The following is a 17,622-nucleotide window of genomic DNA, read 5'->3' on the forward strand; positions in this document are numbered from 1 at the left end:
GGAGCTCACCTCTGCATTCACTCGTCGGTCAGGACTGGAGATCGACGACAATGCGGGTCACGTCACCGGACTTCATCGCCTCGAAGCCCTCGTTGATCTCGTCGAAGGGGATGACCCGCGTCACCATCTCGTCGAGCAGCAGGCGTCCCTGCTGGTACAGGCGCGCGAGCTGGAGGATGTCCTGCCGCGCCTGGCCCGAGCCCATGTAGGAGCCGATGAGCCGCTTCTCCTCGAAGAAGAAGTCCGATGCCGGGATGCTGAGCTCGGTACCTCCGGGTGCGATCCCGACCAGGCACGCGGTACCCGTCGGGCGCAGGAGGGCCACGGCCGTCGCCGCGGTACGGGCCGAGCCGACCGCCTCGAAGGAGTAGTCCGCTCCGTCACCCAACTGACGGTGGAGTTCGGCAACAACGTCACCTTCTCCGCCGTTGATGACGTGGGTCGCGCCGTAGCCGCGCGCGGCCTTGAGCCGTGCGTCGTCCAGGTCGATCGCGACGATCGCCGACGCGCCGGCGAGCCTGGCCCCCTGGATGATGGCCGATCCCACACCGCCACAGCCGATGACCGCCACCGTGCTGCCCGGCCTCACCTGAGCGCCGCGGAAGACAGCGCCGACGCCGGTGATGACGCAGCAGGCCAAGAGGCACCCGACGTGCAGCGGTACGTCGTCAGGGAGGCGCACCAGCGCGGTCTCACGCATGAGGACGTGCTGGGAGAACGCCCCGATGTCGCCGAGCCGTTCGATCGGCCGGCCGTCTGTGGTCCGGAACGCGGGCCGCGGACGGCGGCGTACCTCCTCGAGACGCCGGCACTGGGTCGACCGTCCTGCCTCACAGTTGGTGCAGCGGCCACAGGAGGGTGTCAGCGCGCCGACCACGCGGTCCCCGGGACGCAAGCCGGACACCTGCGCCCCGACCGCCTCGACCACGCCCGCCACCTCGTGCCCGACCACGACCGGCAGGTCGGTCGGAACCGTCCCCGTCATGTAGTGCAGGTCGCTGTGGCACAGCCCCACGTTCGTGACCTCGACCCGCACCTCGTGCGGCTCCGGATCGTCCACCCGAATGTCGGTCAGCTCGAGCGGCTCATTGACTGCGGTGAGTACCGCGGCCTGGGTGTCGATCATGTCGACGTCCCCTCTGTCGATTCCTGTGTCATTGGTCTGTTGAAGGTGATGGCGAGCACAGGGCGAGGCTTACGCGCCGGTGCGCCTGGCGGACCAGAAGCCCTTGATCCCCGCACTGAGGGCTCCGCTCTCCCACGCCGTCATCGCAGCGAGGTCCTCACGGGCGAAGGCCGCTTCGACCTCCTCTGTCTGAGGGCGCAGGAGAGCCAGGTGAAGGGCCGTCGTGTTGCCCTCGGGCGTCCACTCGATGACGGTGTCGATGGCCCGGCCGAGCAGGGCGTCGGGCTCGACGATCTCGTCCAGGAGTCCGATCCGCAGCGCCTCGTCGGCTCCGATCCGAGGTGATCCGAGCACCATGCGCATCGCATGGCTCCCGATGAGGCGCCTCAGCAGCACGCTGGACGCGTTCGAGATCGTGATGCCCCGGCCGTTCTCCGGCTGGTAGTACTCCGTCGCCCGGGTTCCGATGCGAGCGTCACAACACAGGGTGATTTCCGAGGCACCCCCGACCGCGAGCCCGTTGACAGCCGCGACTACGGGTACCTGCGTCTCCAGGATGGCTCGGGTGATGTCGTGGAAGCTCGCGAACGCCGCACGGGCCTCGGCGTCCGTGGACGGCGCGCTCTGGAGGTCCTCACCCGCGGAGAAGGCCCGCCCCTCGCCGGTGAGCACGATGCCGCGCACGCTCTCGCCGGTCCCGTACTCGCGGATGACCGTGGCCAGCCGCAGCCGGGTGGCAACGTCCATGGCGTTGAGCTTCTCGGGATGCCGGAGCGTCAGCAATGCAACGCCCCGCACGACGTCGACATCGAGGAATCCTCCGCCGGACGCGGCAGGTGCCGCCGTCTTGCGCCGTCGTGCACCCAGGTCGTAGGTCACCCCGGGCTCGTCCACGGCGCGTGCCTTGAGGGCCGCCTTGGAGATGCGTTCGGACGGCGTCCGGGGGAAGTCGGCGACGAACTCGATGTAGCGCGGCACCTTGAAGCGAGCGAGTTCCTTGCCGGCCCGCTCGACGATCTCCTCAGCCGTCGCACGATTCCACGGCACGCCGGCTGCCGGCTGGACGAATGCCTTGACCTCCTCACCGAGGGTCTCGTCGGGTTCGGCGACGACCGCGGCCGCGACTACCACGTCGTCGCGCTCGAGGGCGGCCTCGACCTCGACGCTCGCGACGTTCTCGCCGCCGCGGCGCACCATGTCCTTGATTCTTCCGACCAGTTGGATGCCATGGTCGGGTCGGCGGACGACGACGTCACCGGTGTGCAGCCAGCCTCCCCCGGCGGCTACGCCCTCATTGCCGGGGGGACCCCCACTGCGCAAGACCCTGGCCGTGTCCTCCGGACGGTTCCAGTAGCCGTTCATCATGGGCTTGCCCGAGATGACCAGCTCACCGGGTTCGCCGGCCGGCACCTCGTCGCCGGCGGAGTCGACGACGCGGACCTGCTTGGTCGGCACCGGCTGCCCCAGGCTCCCGCTCCCGACGGCACCGGCGTCGGCGAACGGGCTGAACAGGTCGACCCCGGACTCGGTCATCCCGTAGATCTCCCGCCACGGCGCACCCCATCTCTCCTCCAGCTGCGCGTGAAGACCGACGGGAATGCCCGAACAGAACACTTGGCGTACGTCGTTGTCGCGGTCCTCGGGCACCGGCGGCTGCTTGAACAACAGCGTGGGCATCGACCCGAGGACGTAGAAAAAGGTCGCGCGGTGCCGGCGGACGTCCGCCATGAAGGTCGACGCGGAGAACCGGGGCAACACGACCAACGGGGCCCCGACCGTGAGTGCGAGCGCCGTGTTCCACTGCGGATCCATGTAGGAGAAGGGCTGTGCCGTCAGGAGCACGTCCTCGGTACCGAGTCCGGTCGCCGCCGCACAGACCCAGCCCAACCTGACCCAGTAGTCGTGGGTGAGCATGCACGCCTTGGGAAAACCGGTCGTGCCGGAGGTGTACTGCAGGTTCGCCAGCGTCCCGGCATCGACCGGCACCGCCGGCGCCGTCTCCGGGAAGGGCTCGGACCCGTCGTCGGCGACGTCGACGACACGGAAGCCGGCGAGCCCGCCCTCGGTTGCCAGGACGTCGGCGATCAGTCCGGACCGCTCGGAGTCGGTGAAGGCGACGCGTGCACCCGAGTCCCGGAGGACGAAGGCGAGGTCGCCCCGCTGGTAGGAGGAATTGATCGGAACGGCGACCGCGCCGGCCTTGAGTGCGGCGAGCCAGACGACCGGCCAGTGCACGACGTTCGGGAGCATGATCGCGACACGGTCGCCCGGCTGTACGCCGTCGAGCTCGATCAGCCGGTGCGCCAGCCGGGAACTCCATGCGTCGATCTCGGCAAAGCTCCATGACCATTCGCCGAAGCGCAGGAACTCCCGGTCCGGTGAATCCTGTGCGCGCTGCGACAGCAGCTCGGTCAGGGTCGGGATGGTGGGGTCCGCGCCGAGCTGTTCGGGCAGCACGACCGGCAGGGGGCGCGAGCGGGTGCGACCGGCTCGCTCGGCTGCCACGTTCTCAGTCATCGCATCCTCTGCATCTCTTCACCGCAGCGGGCCGTAAGCAGCTCCGCCGCGGCCCGGACGATCCACGTCATCGCCGGGTCTGTGCTCTTCATCCACTCCGGGTGCCACTGGACTCCGAGCACCGGAGCACCTGGGAGCTCCACCGACTCGACCACGCCGTCGCTCGTCCGCCCGGTCACGACCAGCCCGGCGCCGCAGCGGTCGACGGCCTGGTGGTGCCAGGAGTTGGTCAGCGCGTGCTCGCCGAACAGGCCGGCGGCGACCGAGCCCTGCTCGAAGGTCACGAGGTGATCGGCGGTGCCGTCGGTCGGTGCAGCCTCTGCCGAGAGGTGGCTCACGGAGCCGGACGGAAGATCGGCGATGAGCGTGCCGCCGAGGGCGACGTTGAGCACCTGCATCCCGCGGCACACACCCAGCACGGGTATCCCCCGCTCCAGCGCGGCTCGGACGAGCTCGATCTCGTACTCGTCCCGAGCCACATCGTGGGCCATCGGGTCCATCCGTGGATCGATGTCGCGGGCCACTGCCGTGTCGCCGCCCCAGCACGCCGGATGGACGTCTTGTCCACCGGTGATCACCACACCGGACAGCCACTGGCAGATGTCCGTCGCGTCGGTGTCGTACGACAGGTGCACCGGAAGTCCGCCGCCCTGCGCGATCCGGCTTGCGAAGTCCGACATGTAGCTGTCAGTGCAACGGTCGCCGTACCGCTCGTCGGACCCCTTGAGCAGTTCCAGCCGGTACCGCCGCCCGGTGATGCCGATCAGCGGGCGCACCGGCACGGCCTCCTCACGCGCGCTCACGGCAGTTCGAAGTAGCGAACCGACTCCCACTCCGAGAGCTCGGCGAACGGGTCGCCGCCGGCGGTGTGGAACTGCATCCACTCCCACTTGCGCGACGCGATCCAGCAGTCGACGAACTCGTCGCCGAGGAGCTCGCGCAGGATCGGGTCGGCGTCCAGGGCCGCCGCGGCCTTGCTGATGGTGTCCGGAATCCGCTCGATGCCCAGCCCCGGCGGCAGGCACCACGCCATGTCGGTGACCTGCTCGGGCGGGTCGATCTTCCGCTCGATGCCGGCGATGACGCCGGCCAGCACGCCCGCGAGCGCGAGGTAGAGGTTCGCGTCCGCGCCCGGCAGACGGTACTCGAGGCGGGAGTACTTGGGGTGTCCGCAGACGGCGCGCACCGCGGCGGTCTTGTTGCTGATCCCCCAACTGATCGTGACCGGCGGCCCACTGAGGTCGACCAGCCGCCGGTACGACGTGATCTGCGGCAGCACGATCGACGTGTTGCCCTCCATCGTCGCCAGCAGCCCACCGATGGCGTGCAGCATCGTGGCCGACGGTCCGTCCTCGGCGTAGAACGCGTTGTCGCCGTCGTGCTGCAGGGAGAGGTTGAGGTGGGACGCCTGGCCGTAACCGGCGGTGGGCTTGGCCATGAAAGTGACGCTGTGCCCGCGCTCGAACGCGACCTCGCGCATGATCTGGCGGGTCCGCGCCCAGGCGTCGCCGACCTTGACCGGGTCGCCCGGTGCGAGGTTGAGCTCGATCTGACCGGCGGCGTCCTCGTCGCTCCATGCCTCCCATTCGATGCCGACCTCGTCGAGGCGGTCGGCCACGGCGTTCATGTAGTCGGTCCAGTCCTTCGACTTGGCGAGGTGGTATGCCGTGCCCGCGCTGCCGCCCAAGGGAGTCAGGTCGCGGTACCCGCGGGCTCGTGCCTCGTGGATCGACTCCTCGAAGACGGTCGCCTCGATCTCGACCGCAACGGTCGCGGTGAATCCGTGGCCGGCCAGCCGCTCGGCCATCTTCCGCACGAGGTTGCGCGGGCAGATCGGGACCGGTGTGCCGTCCTTGAGCCAGTAGTCGCCGATCACCGAGTCCAGGCCCGGCTTCCACTCGACCATGGTCGACATGTCGGGACGGAGGTAGACGTCGTCGAGGTGGCCACGCCAGGCGGGGTAGGCGGAACCGAAGGCGGGAGCGTTGCCGAGATCAAGGCCGAACAGGAGATCCGCGAAGGCAAAACCGGCGTCCTTGCCCGCGGCGAACTTCTTGGGCGAGACGTTCTTGCCGAGGAAACATCCCTCGTGGTTCGTCGCCTCGAGCCGGACGGTTCGCGCTCCGGAGTCGCGGAGCGGTGCGCGCGTGGCGGTGGTGCTGAGTTCAGACATCGAAACGAACCTTCCAGGAGGCGCCGGTCATCACCGAGAGCTGGGACAGGGTGCCCTGGATCCCGAGGGCACCCGAGGACAGGACAGCCATGAGGTCGTCCGCACCGGAGAACACGCCGGCGAGCGTCTCGGGAGCTCCGGCGATCAGGTACTGCGTGGAGCCGTCACCGAGCACGGCCTGCTCCAGGCCCTCGGGCCCTTCGGTGACCGCGATCAGTACGTCGGGAATGCCCGGCAGCGAACGTGTCGCGTCCCAGAACCGCTGAGCGGCATCACGCCACCCGGGCAGGGGAGGCGTGAGCGCCCGCAGGACGCCCGCGGCCAGGTCGGCGTCGCCGGAGGGATCCGCCGTCGGCGCGAAACGCGCGTTGAGGTCGACCGTGAGGGCGGCGTCCGGCTCGGCCGGCACGCCGCTGGACACGTCGATCCCGTTGTCACCGAAGGTGATCGTCGCGCTCTGGGGCGTGTCGTGAGAGCGAATCGCAACGGTGCCGGCCGACCTGTTCAGAGCGTCGATGGCATGCCCGGCCTGGGCAGCGTCACGCAGCGTGCGGGCGATCAAGCGCACGACGGGGCTCGCATCGTCCTCGATCCTGACGTCGACCGCTGCGGCACCCGCGGAGGCCGACGTGGGGGCCGTCATGGTTCCGGTCATCCTTCGGTCCTTTCGACTTCACGAGCCGCATGACACCTGTTGGCGCCGCACGGGCTCGAACAATCCGAGGTTACTTAGTCAGGTGACTCAAACGCATGACTAGGATGGTGGGGCACGGGTCACACGCTGTCAACACCCGGTTTCCACCTCGTTCGGAAAGGCCATCGCGTGAACAAGCCACTCCCCCCGCACTGGGAACGCCTCGACGCCGACGCCCAGCTCGCAGCCCAGGCCATCGCGGCCGCGCTGACGACACCTGTCCGCGAGCTCGGAGCCCGGGCGGCGCGCGAGCTACTGGCGAGTACGCCGTCCGACCGTCCACTGACGCCCCTCGACCGGGTCGACGCGGTGGCCGTCCCGACCCGTGCCGGAGAACTCCGCGCACGCCTCTACCACCCATCCAGCCCGCCGACCGAGGGCCTGCGGCCGGCACTGCTGTATCTCCACGGCGGCGGATTCGTTCTCGGGACCCTCGACGGAGTGGACGAGGTCTGCCGCGCGATCGCCGCTCGATCCGGGTGGGCAGTGCTCTCCCTGGAGTACCGGCTCGCTCCGGAGCACCCCTACCCGGCGGCCCTCGAGGACTCGCTCGACACGCTGACCTGGCTCCGCGAGTCAGCCCTCGACTCGGGCATCGATCCGGACATGATCGCCGTCGGCGGCGACTCCGCAGGCGGCAACCTCGCCGCCGCGCTCTGCCTCCACCTCCGGGACCGCGGACTCCCGCTCCCCGTGTCGCAGGTCCTCGTCTATCCCGCGGTCGACGACCGGTTCACCACACCGTCCTGGACCCGGTTCGCCGACGCGCCCCTGCTGACGACGGCCGATGCGCGTTGGCTCTGGGAGCAGTACATCGGTCCCGGCCGCCAGGGCGGCATCGATCAGTACGCAGCCCCCATGAAGGCAACATCCCTCCGCGGATTGCCGCCGGCCCTGGTCCTCACCGCCGAGGTCGACCCGCTGCGTGACGACGCCGAGGCGTACGCCGAACGACTGCGACACGACGGCGTACCCACCACCTCCATTCGCCACTCGGGCGTGTTCCACGGCTTCTTCACCGAGGTCGGGGTCTTCGCCAAGACCGACGCGGCGATCGACGACGTGGTCCGGCATCTGCGAGGCACCGCCGCCGCCCGCGCCACATCGACCTCGACTCCTTGCTGACCGCCGGGCATTGACGAAGGTCACGGCCCATAGCTACCTTCTTGGTCAATCGACCTAGACACATGACTACCTTCGTGCCGTCCGTCCGCCCCTTGGACCACGAGAAGGCAGAGACCATGACTGACACCTCCTCCACCGCCCCGGTCGTCGACGTCCTGTGCGTCGGCGCCGGGTTCTCCGGCCTGTACGCCGCCTACAAGGCGGCCGAGCACGGCTGGACGTTCGCCGGGTACGAGGCCGCTCCCGACGTTGGCGGCACTTGGTTCTCGAACACCTATCCCGGCGCCCGGTGCGACGTCGAAAGCGTCTACTACTCCTACTCGTTCAGCGAGGAGCTCCAGCAGGAGTGGACCTGGAGCGAGCGCTTCGCCCCGCAGGCAGAGATTCTGAGCTATATCAACCACGTCGCCGACCGCTTCGGCCTTCGTCGGCACTTCCGGTTCAACACCAAGGTGGTGGCGGCGAACTGGCTTCCCGACGAACATCTCTGGGAAGTGACCCTCGACTCCGGCGACACCCGCCGTGGTCGCTACTTCCTGGCCGGCTCGGGCGGACTCTCGACGCCGAAGGACGTCGACGTGCCCGGCCTGGAGAACTTCACCGGGTTGACGGTGTCGACGAGCCGCTGGAACATCTCGCTCGACGACCTCGCCGGCAAGCGGGTCGCAGTCATCGGCACCGGATCGTCGGGCGTGCAGTGCATCCCGCTCATCGCCGAGGTGGCCGAGCACCTGACCGTGTTCCAGCGGACCCCCAACTACGTCTTCCCCGCTCGCAACGCCCCGCTGTCCGCGGAGACAGTCGCTGAGATCAAGAGCAAGTACTCCGCCATCCGTGAGGAGTGCCGGCACTCCCCCGGCGGAATTCCGGACCGCCCGGTGACCGACCACGCCTTCGATGTCTCCGACGAGGAGCGTCAGGAGCGCTACGAACGGGCCTACGAGCGCAGCGGATTCCTCGGCGTCGGAGCGGAGTTCGCCGACCTCCTCACCGACCTCAAGGCCAACAAGACCGCATCGGACTTCATGCGTCAGAAGATCCGTCAGATCGTCCACGATCAGCGGACCGCGTCCCTGCTGGAGCCCCAATTCCACCCGCTGGGCGCAAAGCGCAGCTGCTTCGGAACCGACTACTACGAGACGTTCAATCGTCCGAACGTCTCGCTCGTCTCGCTACGTGATGAGCCGATCACCACCATGACGTCCGACAGCATCATCACCGAGAGCGGCTCCTACGACGTTGACGCCATTGTCCTCGCAATCGGTTTCGACGCCTTCACAGGACCACTGTTCGCGCTCAACGTCACGACGCCGGAGGCAGGCAGACTGCAGGATGCGTGGAGTGACGGTGTGCGCACCTACCTGGGCACCATGACCGCCGGATTCCCCAACTTCTTCATGATCGGCGGCCCCCAGAGCCCCGCGCTTGTGAGCAACGTCGTCGTCACGATCGAGCAGGCGGTCGACTGGATCACCGACCTGATCACCCATGCCAAGGCCGAAGGCAGCGAGGTCATCGAACCCACCACCGAGGCCCAGGACGACTGGGTGAACATCACCGAGGCCACGATCGACCAGACGCTCTACGCAACCACCGACTCCTGGTACCGCGGCTCCAACGTGGCCGGCAAGCCGACCACCTTCCTGGGTTACGTCGGCGGCGTCGGCAAGTACCGTCGCATGTGCCACGAGATCGCCAAGCGCGGCTACCCCGGCGTCAGGATCGGCGGACAGGCCGTTGCCCCCGGGATCGGCCGCATCGACAAGGAGATCGCGTGAAGGTCGTCCACCAGCGGTACGTCGCGTACTCCGATGCCCACTACGCCGGCAACCTCGTCGACGGTGCGTTCAGCCTGAAGTTGTTCGGTGACGCCGGGACGCACCTGGCGATCACCGTCGACGGCCACGAAAGTCTCTTTGCCGGGTACTCCTCGGTCGAGTTCCTCGCGCCGATCCGCGGCGGAGACGTCATCGAAGCCGAGGCGCGCCTCGCGTCCAGAGGCAACCGGAGTCGAACGGTCGAGTTCGAACTGCGCATCATCTGCCGGCCCTTGGACGAGACCGGCCGAGCCGAGGTACTGGCCGAACCCATCGTCGCCACTCGTGCCCGAGGGACGGGTGTCGTCCCTGCCGGCGCAATCAAGAACGGGAGTTGATGCAGCTATGGATTCATCGAGCGACGTACGTGAAGAGGCGTGCGAGATCGTTGTGGTCGGTGCCGGCATGGCGGGGTTGATGGCGGCGACCACCCTGTCCGATCGGGACGTCGTCGTGCTCGAAGCCACCGGTCGGGCCGGGGGGCGCGTGGAGTCGGTTCGCCAGGGCGACTACTGGATCAACGTCGGAACCCAGTTCACCGAGGGAACCGGCACCCTGATCGAAGCCCTCGAACGCCACCGGATCCCCATGGAGACGCTGGCGGGCAAGAAAGTGGCCCTCGCGCTCAACGGAAAGCAGGTCGACACCTCGAATCCGTTCGGCCTGATGCTTCGCTCCCGGATGACCTTCATGGACCGGGTCGGACTGGCGGCTGTCGGGGCTCGCATCCTCGCGGCCGTACCGTTCCTGGCGATGAACCCCGACAATGCCCTGGCGAAGCGGGTCCGGGCGGCACTCGATGCGCGCTCCGCGTCGTACGTGCTGCGCGGCGTTCGCTCCGAAGTCGCGCGGGCCATGGTCCGGTCCTGGTCCGGGCAGTGGATGGGATGCGAGCCGGAGGAGACAGCGGCGACCCAGTTCGCGATCTCGATGGGGATACTCCTGACGGACCCGGCGAAGGTTCCGAACTTCTCCCTGCCGGCGGGAGGAAACCAGACCCTCACCGACATCCTGGCCGCCGACCTCGGCGCTCGGCTGCGGCTGAACTCGCCCGTGAGGTCGGTGGAGTGGACCGAGGACGGTGTCGTCGTGGACTACGAGGACGAGAACGGACCGGCGCGGATACGCGCCCGCCGTGCGATCGTGGCCGTTCCCAGCGACGTGGCTGTGAAGCTCATGCCCGGCCTCCCACCTGGGTATCGGGCGGCGTTCGACGACATTCACTACGGCCGGTACGTGGTGGTGGGCTACTTCACCCGCGAGGAGGGCCCGCAGCGGTGGGACGATTACATCGCTGTGTCGACGCCGCAGCTGTCGTTCCAGGCGATGTTCAACCATGCCGCGGCCATGCGCGGTCCTGGCCCACGAAAGCCGGGCGGCGCGCTGGCCTGCTTTGCGGGCGGTGCGGTGGCCGACAACCTGTTCGGGCTCACCGATGAGGAGATCGTTACTCGATTCACCGCAGACCTCCTCTCGCTCTACCCCGAGCTCGAGGGGAAGCTCGACGAGGGGATCGTCCGACGTCACCACCGGGTCGTGCCGTTCTGGCCACCCGGCGGACGTGCCTCGCTGCCGACGCTGCGCCAACACCTCGGCCCCGTCTACCTGGCCGGCGACTATCAGCTCGACATGCCCTCGCTCGCCGACGCGGCCTCGTCGGGTGAGCGGGCCGCGGAACAGGTTCTGGCGAGCCTGTCCCGCCCGGTGCGCTGACGATCCGACGCTCACCGCATTCTTCGGCCGCCCGCGCCGGCGGCCGCTCCCCGACATCTTCGTCCCCGCCATTCGCGGCTGACGCTCGCAAGGAAAGTAACCATGCCTGCCACACAGAACCCCGCCCGTGAGGCGGACCGCCTCTACCACGACCTCCTCTCCCCCACGGAGACCCGGGAGCTCCGCGACCGAGTGCGGAAGATCGCCGCCGACGTCGTCGCCCCCGCCGCACGCCGGATCGCGAACGGGGATGAGCGCATCGACGGCTTCCCGCAGGACGTCTTCGACGGCCTTGCCTCCGCCGGCCTGTTCCGGGTGCCCTTCGCCGCCGAGGTCGGCGGGGACGGCCTCGCGCATCCGGTCACGGCGACCGCCGTCGCCATTGAGGAGCTGGCGTACTACTCCAGCAGCATCGCGGCGTCTTCGACGTCCATTGCATCCTCGCCGGCAACGTGTTGACCCACGGCACCGCTGCCCAGCAGCAGAGGTGGCTGCGACCGGTGGCCGAGGGCACCATGGTGGGTGCCTTCGCCACCACCGAGCCCGATGCATCCTCCGACCTGCGCCCTCAATCGGTCCAGACAGTCGCCGTCCGGCACGGCGACACCTGGGGCCTCAATGGCCGCAAGCGCTGGATCTCCAACTCGCCGGTCGCAGGCTTTGTCGTCACCCTCGCTCGCACCGACGACCGGCTGTCAATGTTCATTGTCGACACCTCGCTGCCCGGAGTTCGAGGCGGCGAGCCCGACCAGAAGATGGGCAACCGCGGCAAGCTCACCGCCGACGTGTGGTTCGAGGACGTCGAGCTGACAAACGACTCCTTGCTCGGCGGCGAGCCGGGACACGGACTCCGTCACGCGCTCGCCACACTCACGCTCGGCCGCATCGGCATCGCCGCCGCCGGTGTCGGCATGGCGCAGGCCGCCTTCGACCACGCTGTCGCGCACCTGTCGACCCGGGAGGCGTTCGGACGGAAGCTGGCCGCCAACCAGCACTGGCAGTTCCTGATGGCCGAGCGGGCCACCGAGATCGAGAACGCGCGGTCCCTGTATCTCAAGGCGGCCCTGCGACGCGACGACGGCGAGGTGTTCCCCGAACCGGAAGCCTCGATGGCCAAGTTCTACGGGAGCCGGCTCGCCGTCGACATGGTCCGCGACGCCGTCCAGGCGTTCGGCGGCCTCGGCTTCGCCCGTGAGCTCAGCGCCGACGGCACGCCGGGGCCGGTCGAGGCGATCTACCGCGACAGCAAGATCGGGGAGATCTACGAGGGTACCAACGAGGTCCTGAAGTGGGTCATCGCTCGCGGCATCTTCGGCAAGGAGATCACTGGCTGAGCCTCGCGGGCCGCACCTTGCTCATGTCGGGCGGCAGCCGCGGCATCGGCCCGGCGATCGCCGTCGCCGCCGCCCGCCGAGGCGTCAACGTGATCCTGCCGGCCAAGACCGACACTCCGGACTCACGCTTGCCCGGCACCATCCACACCGCCGCCGCGGTGATCGAGGCTGCCAGCGGCAGTGCCCTTGCTGTCGTCGAGGACGTAAGCGACGAGGCATCGGTGCAGCGGGCTGTCGAACGGTGCGTGGACAGGTTCGGCGCCGGCACGGGGGACCTCCAGTACGACGTCTTCGTCGATCCACCGCAATGACGGCATACACGGCCGCGCTGAGGGCGAAGCACGGACACACAATCCACCCGCGGGCAAGCAAGCCCGCCGCGAGGCTCATGAGGAGTCACCATGCTGAACCTGTCGATCCTGCTCGAGGACTCCGCCCGCAAGTACCCCGACCGCGAGGCTGTCGTACTGGGCCCGACCCGCCTGACGTACAGTCAGGTGAACGCCGCGGCCAACCAGGTGGCGAACCTGCTCGTGGAGCGCGGGATCCGCCCCGGTGACAGGGTGGCCCTCAGCTGCCGGAATCTGCCGCACTTCCCGGTCGTCTACTACGGCATCCTTAAGACTGGCGCAGTTGTCGTTCCGCTCAACGTGCTCCTGAAAAGCCGCGAGATCGCCTACCACCTGGACGACGCCGACGTGACGGCGTACTTCTGCTTCGAGGGCACTCCCGGGTTGCCCATGAGCGCCGAGGGCTTCGCCGGCTTCCAGCAGGTCGACGCTGTCGAGCACTTCTTCGTCATCACCGATGATCCGGCAGCTCCCAGTCCCATCGACGGCGTCGAGACACTCGGCAGTGCCCTGGTCGGCCATGGCACAACGTTCGACTCAGTAACGACCGAACCCACCGACACGGCGGTCATCCTCTACACCTCCGGGACCACCGGACAGGCCAAGGGCGCAGAGCTGTCGCATGCCAACACGGTGATGAACGTGCTGGCATGCAACCGCCTCTTCCGCAGTACACCAGCTTCTGACAGCCACCTGCTCTGCCTCCCGCTCTTCCACACCTTCGGTGCCACGGTGCAGATGCACGCAGGCTTCTCGATGGCTGCCACCCTCTACCTCGTTCCCCGCTTCGATGCGCGCGAAGTCGTCGACCTGATGGGCCACGAGCCCATCACGTTCTTCGCCGGCGTCCCCACCATGTGGTGGGGGCTCTTGAACGCGCTCAGCGACGCCGTCGACGTCAAGCGCATCGCGGGCAACCTCCGGATCGGCATCTCCGGAGGTGCTGCACTCCCGATGGAACTTGCCCACCAGATCAAACAGCGCCTCGGCATCACGGTGCTCGAGGGATACGGGTTGTCGGAGACCTCTCCCGTCGCGACGTTCAGCGACCCCGATCTCGCCCCACGTCCGGGATCGATCGGGGTGCCAGTCTGGGGAGTCGAACTGAAACTCGTCGACGACGACTGGACCGAGGTGACCGAGAGCGGCCAGGTCGGCGAAATCGCGGTCAAGGGCCACAACGTGATGAAGGGCTACTACGGCCGGCCGGAAGCCACCGCGGAGGTCATCCGCGATGGCTGGCTCCGCACCGGCGACCTCGCACGACGCGACGAGGACGGCTTCTACTACATCGTCGACCGATCAAAGGACCTCATCATCAGAGGCGGCTTCAACGTCTATCCGCGTGAGATCGAAGAAGTCCTGATGAGGCACCCGGAGGTCAGCCTGGCCGCCGTCATCGGCGTACCTCACGACAGCCACGGCGAGGAGATCAAAGCATTCGTCATCCTCCAGGCCGGTTCCTCCCTCACCCCCGACGAGCTCGTCGCCTGGGCCAAGGGCCAGATGGCGTCCTACAAGTACCCGCGCATCGTCGAGTTCGTGCCCAGCCTGCCGATGACCGCCACCGGAAAGATCCTCAAGCGTGAGCTGGCCCGCAGAACACAGAATTGACACACAAGACGCACGACTACACATCGTGGTCGACGCCGGACCAGCCGGTGCCACGGAATCGCTTTGAGCTGGGATGACTTCGTGACCAAGCCACCCGCCACACACCGAGGACTGGGTGCCATCCCACCAAGCCCCGATAAGGGAAGTCGCCGCAGGTCAGCGCCGTCCACTGGGGAAGTACATGACATATTTCCCGAGGTCGTGATCCACAGCGGTCTACCCCGACCCGCAAGAAGCGCGAAAGCTTACCCGCGGGCCACCCGCCGCCCGTCGAGCTCACAAGCTCGTCGTTGCACACCTATCCTGACCTGCGTTAACGTCCCAGCTCACCGATACCGCTGTCCACCGAATCACGCAGGGGCTAGGTTCGCCGAACCACCATATCGATCGACTGTGGAGACCCAGGCGATCGGCCGCGGCACCACCGTCGCGGTCAGAAGCCGGTAAAAGTCGTTGCGGGACGTGTTCCGGGGATCGATCTCGATACGCATGATCGCCAGTATCCACGGAGGCAACCCGGCAGGCTAACCGCAGATCGCCGGCATCACCCAACCCCTGTTCTCGGAAGACAGTGCCCGGTATCGGACTCGTCCAGCATCCCTCAAACAGCGCGTCCGCCAGCTCACCACCGACAACCGCACCCTCCACAAGCGACTCAAGGCCGCCCGCTCGAACCTGCGCTTCCAGGACCGGCGCGTCGCCGACCTCGAAGCCCGCATCGCCGAACCGGCACCGAAGTCCTGATCCCTCCCTCACCACCCTGCGCCCCCTTGCCCCCTTGCCCCCTTGCCCCCTTGCCCCCTTGCCCCCTGCGTGTGATGTGCCCGTGGGCCCCCACTGGTACAGCTCGCCTCCCGGGGCCCCGAGCCCCGGCTCACGGAACCCGGGACGTGTCACCGGCTCCCCGTGCGGAGGCATTCCATCAACTGCCCATCCCCAGCCGGGCACCACCGGCGACATCCAGGCTCAGACCAGTCAGGTAACGGTTGGCCGGGTCGGTGAGGAAGGCGATGGTCGCCGCCACCTCCTCCGGCTCGGCGAACCGGCCCATCGGGATCTGCGCGGCCCGGGCCTGGCGGGCGCGCCGGTCCCCCTTGGGGTCGCCGCCGCCGGCGCGGGTCGCGAGCTGCGCCCACATGGCGGTGTTGACCGGGCCGGGGCACACACAGTTGACCGACACGTTGTCCGGGCCGAGTTCCAGAGCCAGCGACCAGCAGATGTTCAACACGGCCGCCTTGCTGGCGTTGTACGGCACGTACGCGCGACGGGCCTCCTTCGCGGCGACCGAGGCCACCGCGACCATGGAGCCGGAGCGCTGGGCCTGCATGACGAGGCCGACTTCGCGCAGTACGGAGAAGGCCCCCGTGGCGTTGATCGCCATCACCCGGGCGAACTCGGAGCTCGAGGTGGTGAGCAGGTCCGGCTCGTTGCCGAGAATGCCGGCGGCGTGTACCAGAACATCGATCGCCCCGTACTCCGCCCGGATCCCGGCCACTGTCTCGCGCACCGACTTTTCGTCCGTGACGTCGAGTTCACGGAAGTCCGCGAGCCACTTCGGGCGGCTGTCCGGTGCCGTGCGGTCGCATCCGATGACCACCGAGCCCGCTGCGTGCAGTCGTTCGGCGGTAGCGGCTCCGATGCCTCCGCTGGACCCGGTGACCAGCGCAATCTGGGACGAGGTGGTCATGCGGTGTCCTCCGTGGGTTCCGTGCATTTCGTGGTTGTAGAGCTGTGTTCGGCGTCGGGTGCCGCAGCGGAGGACGTGGTGGAAGTGGTGTGCGTGCCTGCGCTACCCGTCTCCGGCAGGGTCAGGTAGACGATGAGGCAGAGCAGGACGATGACCGTCATGTACACCGCCACGCCCATGGGGTGGCCCGCCTCGATGAAGGCGCTGGCGATGAGCGGTGCCGTCCCGCCGAGGGCCGCGATGACGAGCTGGTGGGCCACACCGATGCCGGACACGCGGACGGCAGCGGGGAACAGTTCGGCCTGGATCGTCGGGTAAACGCCCTGCCAGATCGCCAGGACCACCCAGCCGGAGACGGTCACCGTCACGTATACGCCGAATCCGGGTTGCTGCAGCAACAGCAGAAGCGGATAGAAGAGCACCACCATGCCGATGGCCCCGATGATGGGGAAGGGCTTGCGCCGGCCGATGCGGTCGGACAGGGCGCCGCACAGGGGCACGATGATCACCAGCAGGCCCAGCCCGATGGCGTTCCCGGCCAAGGCGGAGGCCAGGTCACGGCCGGTGGTCAGGTGCGCGTAGGTGGGCAGGAAGGTGGCCCACGTGTAGTACGCGACTGCCGGGGCCGACAGCGCCGCGGTTTGCAGCAGTGCCTTGGGATGCCTGCGCAGCAGTTCCCTCAGGCGCAGCTTCTCGGGTTGCCGACCGGCGGCGGAATCCTCGACGGCGGCCTCGAACTCCGGGGATTCGTCGGCGCGCGATCGCAGCAGCAGACCGACGACGCCGAGGAGGCCGCCGATGGCGAACGGGATGCGCCAGCCCCACGTCTCCAGGTCATGGGTGTTCAGCGTCGAGGTGACGATCGCCCCCATGCCGGTGGCGGCCAGCGTCGCCAGGCCGCTGGCCGCATTCGACAACGAGCCGAACAGGCCGCGCCGGTCGGTCGAGCCGTTCTCCACCATGTAGGCGATGGCGCTCTGCATCTCGCTGCCGGCCGAGATGCCCTGCAGTACGCGGGCGAGCAGGAACAGCAGCGGCGCCGCGTAGCCGATTGCGGAGAACGGCGGGGTGAGCGCGAGGATCAGGCTGCCCGCGGCCATGCCGCCGATGGTGGTGGCCAGGACGACACGGCGGCCGTAGCGGTCGGCCAGGGGGGAGATGATGATGCCGCTCAGCGGCCGCACCACGAACCCGACCGCGTAGGTCAGCAGGGCGCTGATCAGCGACATCGCCGGGCTGCCCCCGGGAAAGATCTGGCTTGAGAAGACGGCGGCCAGGAGGCCGTAGATGTACCAGTCGTACCACTCGATGAAGTGGCCGACGGTGCCTGCCAGGACGTTCAACCGCCTTCCGCGGGGCGGGGCGTCCGGTTGGCCGGTGGCGGAGAGGGACTTCGGTGAGGCTGTTCTTGGTGCGTTCGCCATTGAGCGCTCCTCAGTGCAGTGAGGGATGGGGCTGTGCGAACAGTCGGC

At 68.3% G+C, this 17,622-nt stretch carries 15 protein-coding genes and 1 pseudogene; 8 read left to right on the forward strand and 8 right to left on the reverse strand.

Annotated elements, in window-relative coordinates; translation table 11 throughout:
- Positions 1-28: 28 nt before the first annotated feature.
- The 5 genes from IG84_RS0106560 to IG84_RS0106580 form a co-directional block, all read right to left on the reverse strand.
- The gene (locus IG84_RS0106560; RefSeq protein ID WP_031052400.1) at positions 29-1,126 is read right to left on the reverse strand and encodes a Zn-dependent alcohol dehydrogenase; all 1,098 of its coding nucleotides are present in this window, start codon (positions 1,124-1,126) and stop codon (positions 29-31) included.
- Between the two features lie 69 nt (positions 1,127-1,195).
- Positions 1,196-3,643, reverse strand: coding sequence for an AMP-binding protein (locus tag IG84_RS0106565; RefSeq protein ID WP_078648645.1), 2,448 nt, complete (start codon positions 3,641-3,643; stop codon positions 1,196-1,198).
- Positions 3,640-4,446 (reverse strand): gamma-glutamyl-gamma-aminobutyrate hydrolase family protein, encoded by an 807-nt coding sequence (locus IG84_RS0106570; RefSeq protein ID WP_031052402.1) that lies wholly within the window; start codon positions 4,444-4,446, stop codon positions 3,640-3,642. The genes IG84_RS0106565 and IG84_RS0106570 overlap by 4 nt, the downstream gene beginning before the upstream one ends.
- The gene (locus IG84_RS0106575; protein ID WP_031052403.1) at positions 4,443-5,816 is read right to left on the reverse strand and encodes a glutamine synthetase family protein; all 1,374 of its coding nucleotides are present in this window, start codon (positions 5,814-5,816) and stop codon (positions 4,443-4,445) included. Before IG84_RS0106575 ends, IG84_RS0106570 begins: the two co-directional genes overlap by 4 nt.
- Positions 5,809-6,459 carry a hypothetical protein gene (locus tag IG84_RS0106580; RefSeq protein ID WP_107053827.1) on the reverse strand — a complete coding sequence of 217 codons (651 nt, stop codon included), beginning with the start codon at positions 6,457-6,459 and terminating at the stop codon, positions 5,809-5,811. Before IG84_RS0106580 ends, IG84_RS0106575 begins: the two co-directional genes overlap by 8 nt.
- 180 nt (positions 6,460-6,639) lie before the next feature.
- On the opposite strand from IG84_RS0106580, the gene IG84_RS0106585 reads away from it, so the two are divergent.
- The 8 genes from IG84_RS0106585 to IG84_RS0106615 all read left to right on the forward strand — a co-directional run bounded on the left by IG84_RS0106585 (position 6,640) and on the right by IG84_RS0106615 (position 14,463).
- Positions 6,640-7,635 (forward strand): alpha/beta hydrolase, encoded by a 996-nt coding sequence (locus IG84_RS0106585; protein WP_037799427.1) that lies wholly within the window; start codon positions 6,640-6,642, stop codon positions 7,633-7,635.
- Between the two features lie 116 nt (positions 7,636-7,751).
- Positions 7,752-9,413: a flavin-containing monooxygenase gene (locus IG84_RS0106590; RefSeq protein WP_031052406.1), complete on the forward strand. Its 1,662-nt coding sequence runs from the start codon at positions 7,752-7,754 to the stop codon at positions 9,411-9,413.
- Positions 9,410-9,790 carry a hotdog domain-containing protein gene (locus IG84_RS0106595; protein ID WP_031052407.1) on the forward strand — a complete coding sequence of 127 codons (381 nt, stop codon included), beginning with the start codon at positions 9,410-9,412 and terminating at the stop codon, positions 9,788-9,790. The genes IG84_RS0106590 and IG84_RS0106595 overlap by 4 nt, the downstream gene beginning before the upstream one ends.
- A 7-nt stretch (positions 9,791-9,797) precedes the next feature.
- Entirely contained in the window at positions 9,798-11,165 is a 1,368-nt protein-coding gene (locus IG84_RS0106600; protein WP_031052414.1) for a flavin monoamine oxidase family protein, read from the forward strand.
- 102 nt (positions 11,166-11,267) lie between these two features.
- The gene (locus IG84_RS41780; RefSeq protein ID WP_211266418.1) at positions 11,268-11,624 is read left to right on the forward strand and encodes an acyl-CoA dehydrogenase family protein; all 357 of its coding nucleotides are present in this window, start codon (positions 11,268-11,270) and stop codon (positions 11,622-11,624) included.
- Positions 11,625-11,665: 41 nt separating this feature from the next.
- Positions 11,666-12,499, forward strand: a complete 834-nt coding sequence (locus tag IG84_RS37695; protein WP_211266419.1) for an acyl-CoA dehydrogenase family protein — start codon at positions 11,666-11,668, stop codon at positions 12,497-12,499.
- Positions 12,500-12,522: 23 nt separating this feature from the next.
- Complete coding sequence (locus IG84_RS0106610) at positions 12,523-12,810, forward strand: SDR family NAD(P)-dependent oxidoreductase (RefSeq protein WP_078648672.1); 288 nt, start codon at positions 12,523-12,525, stop codon at positions 12,808-12,810.
- Positions 12,811-12,900: 90 nt separating this feature from the next.
- Positions 12,901-14,463, forward strand: a complete 1,563-nt coding sequence (locus IG84_RS0106615; RefSeq protein ID WP_031052420.1) for a long-chain-fatty-acid--CoA ligase — start codon at positions 12,901-12,903, stop codon at positions 14,461-14,463.
- A gap of 356 nt (positions 14,464-14,819) precedes the next feature.
- On the opposite strand, the pseudogene IG84_RS41060 reads toward IG84_RS0106615, so the two are convergent.
- From IG84_RS41060 to IG84_RS0106625, 3 genes and pseudogenes are all read right to left on the reverse strand, one after another.
- A pseudogene (locus tag IG84_RS41060) lies at positions 14,820-14,954 on the reverse strand (flavin reductase family protein); the annotation flags it as partial.
- 431 nt (positions 14,955-15,385) lie between these two features.
- Positions 15,386-16,150 carry an SDR family NAD(P)-dependent oxidoreductase gene (locus tag IG84_RS0106620; protein WP_031052423.1) on the reverse strand — a complete coding sequence of 255 codons (765 nt, stop codon included), beginning with the start codon at positions 16,148-16,150 and terminating at the stop codon, positions 15,386-15,388.
- Positions 16,147-17,493, reverse strand: coding sequence for an MFS transporter (locus IG84_RS0106625; protein ID WP_245659238.1), 1,347 nt, complete (start codon positions 17,491-17,493; stop codon positions 16,147-16,149). Before IG84_RS0106625 ends, IG84_RS0106620 begins: the two co-directional genes overlap by 4 nt.
- Between the last annotated feature and the right edge of the window lie 129 nt (positions 17,494-17,622).

The organism is Streptomyces ochraceiscleroticus (genome assembly GCF_000720485.1).
In the GTDB taxonomy this organism is placed as follows: domain Bacteria; phylum Actinomycetota; class Actinomycetes; order Streptomycetales; family Streptomycetaceae; genus Streptomyces; species Streptomyces ochraceiscleroticus.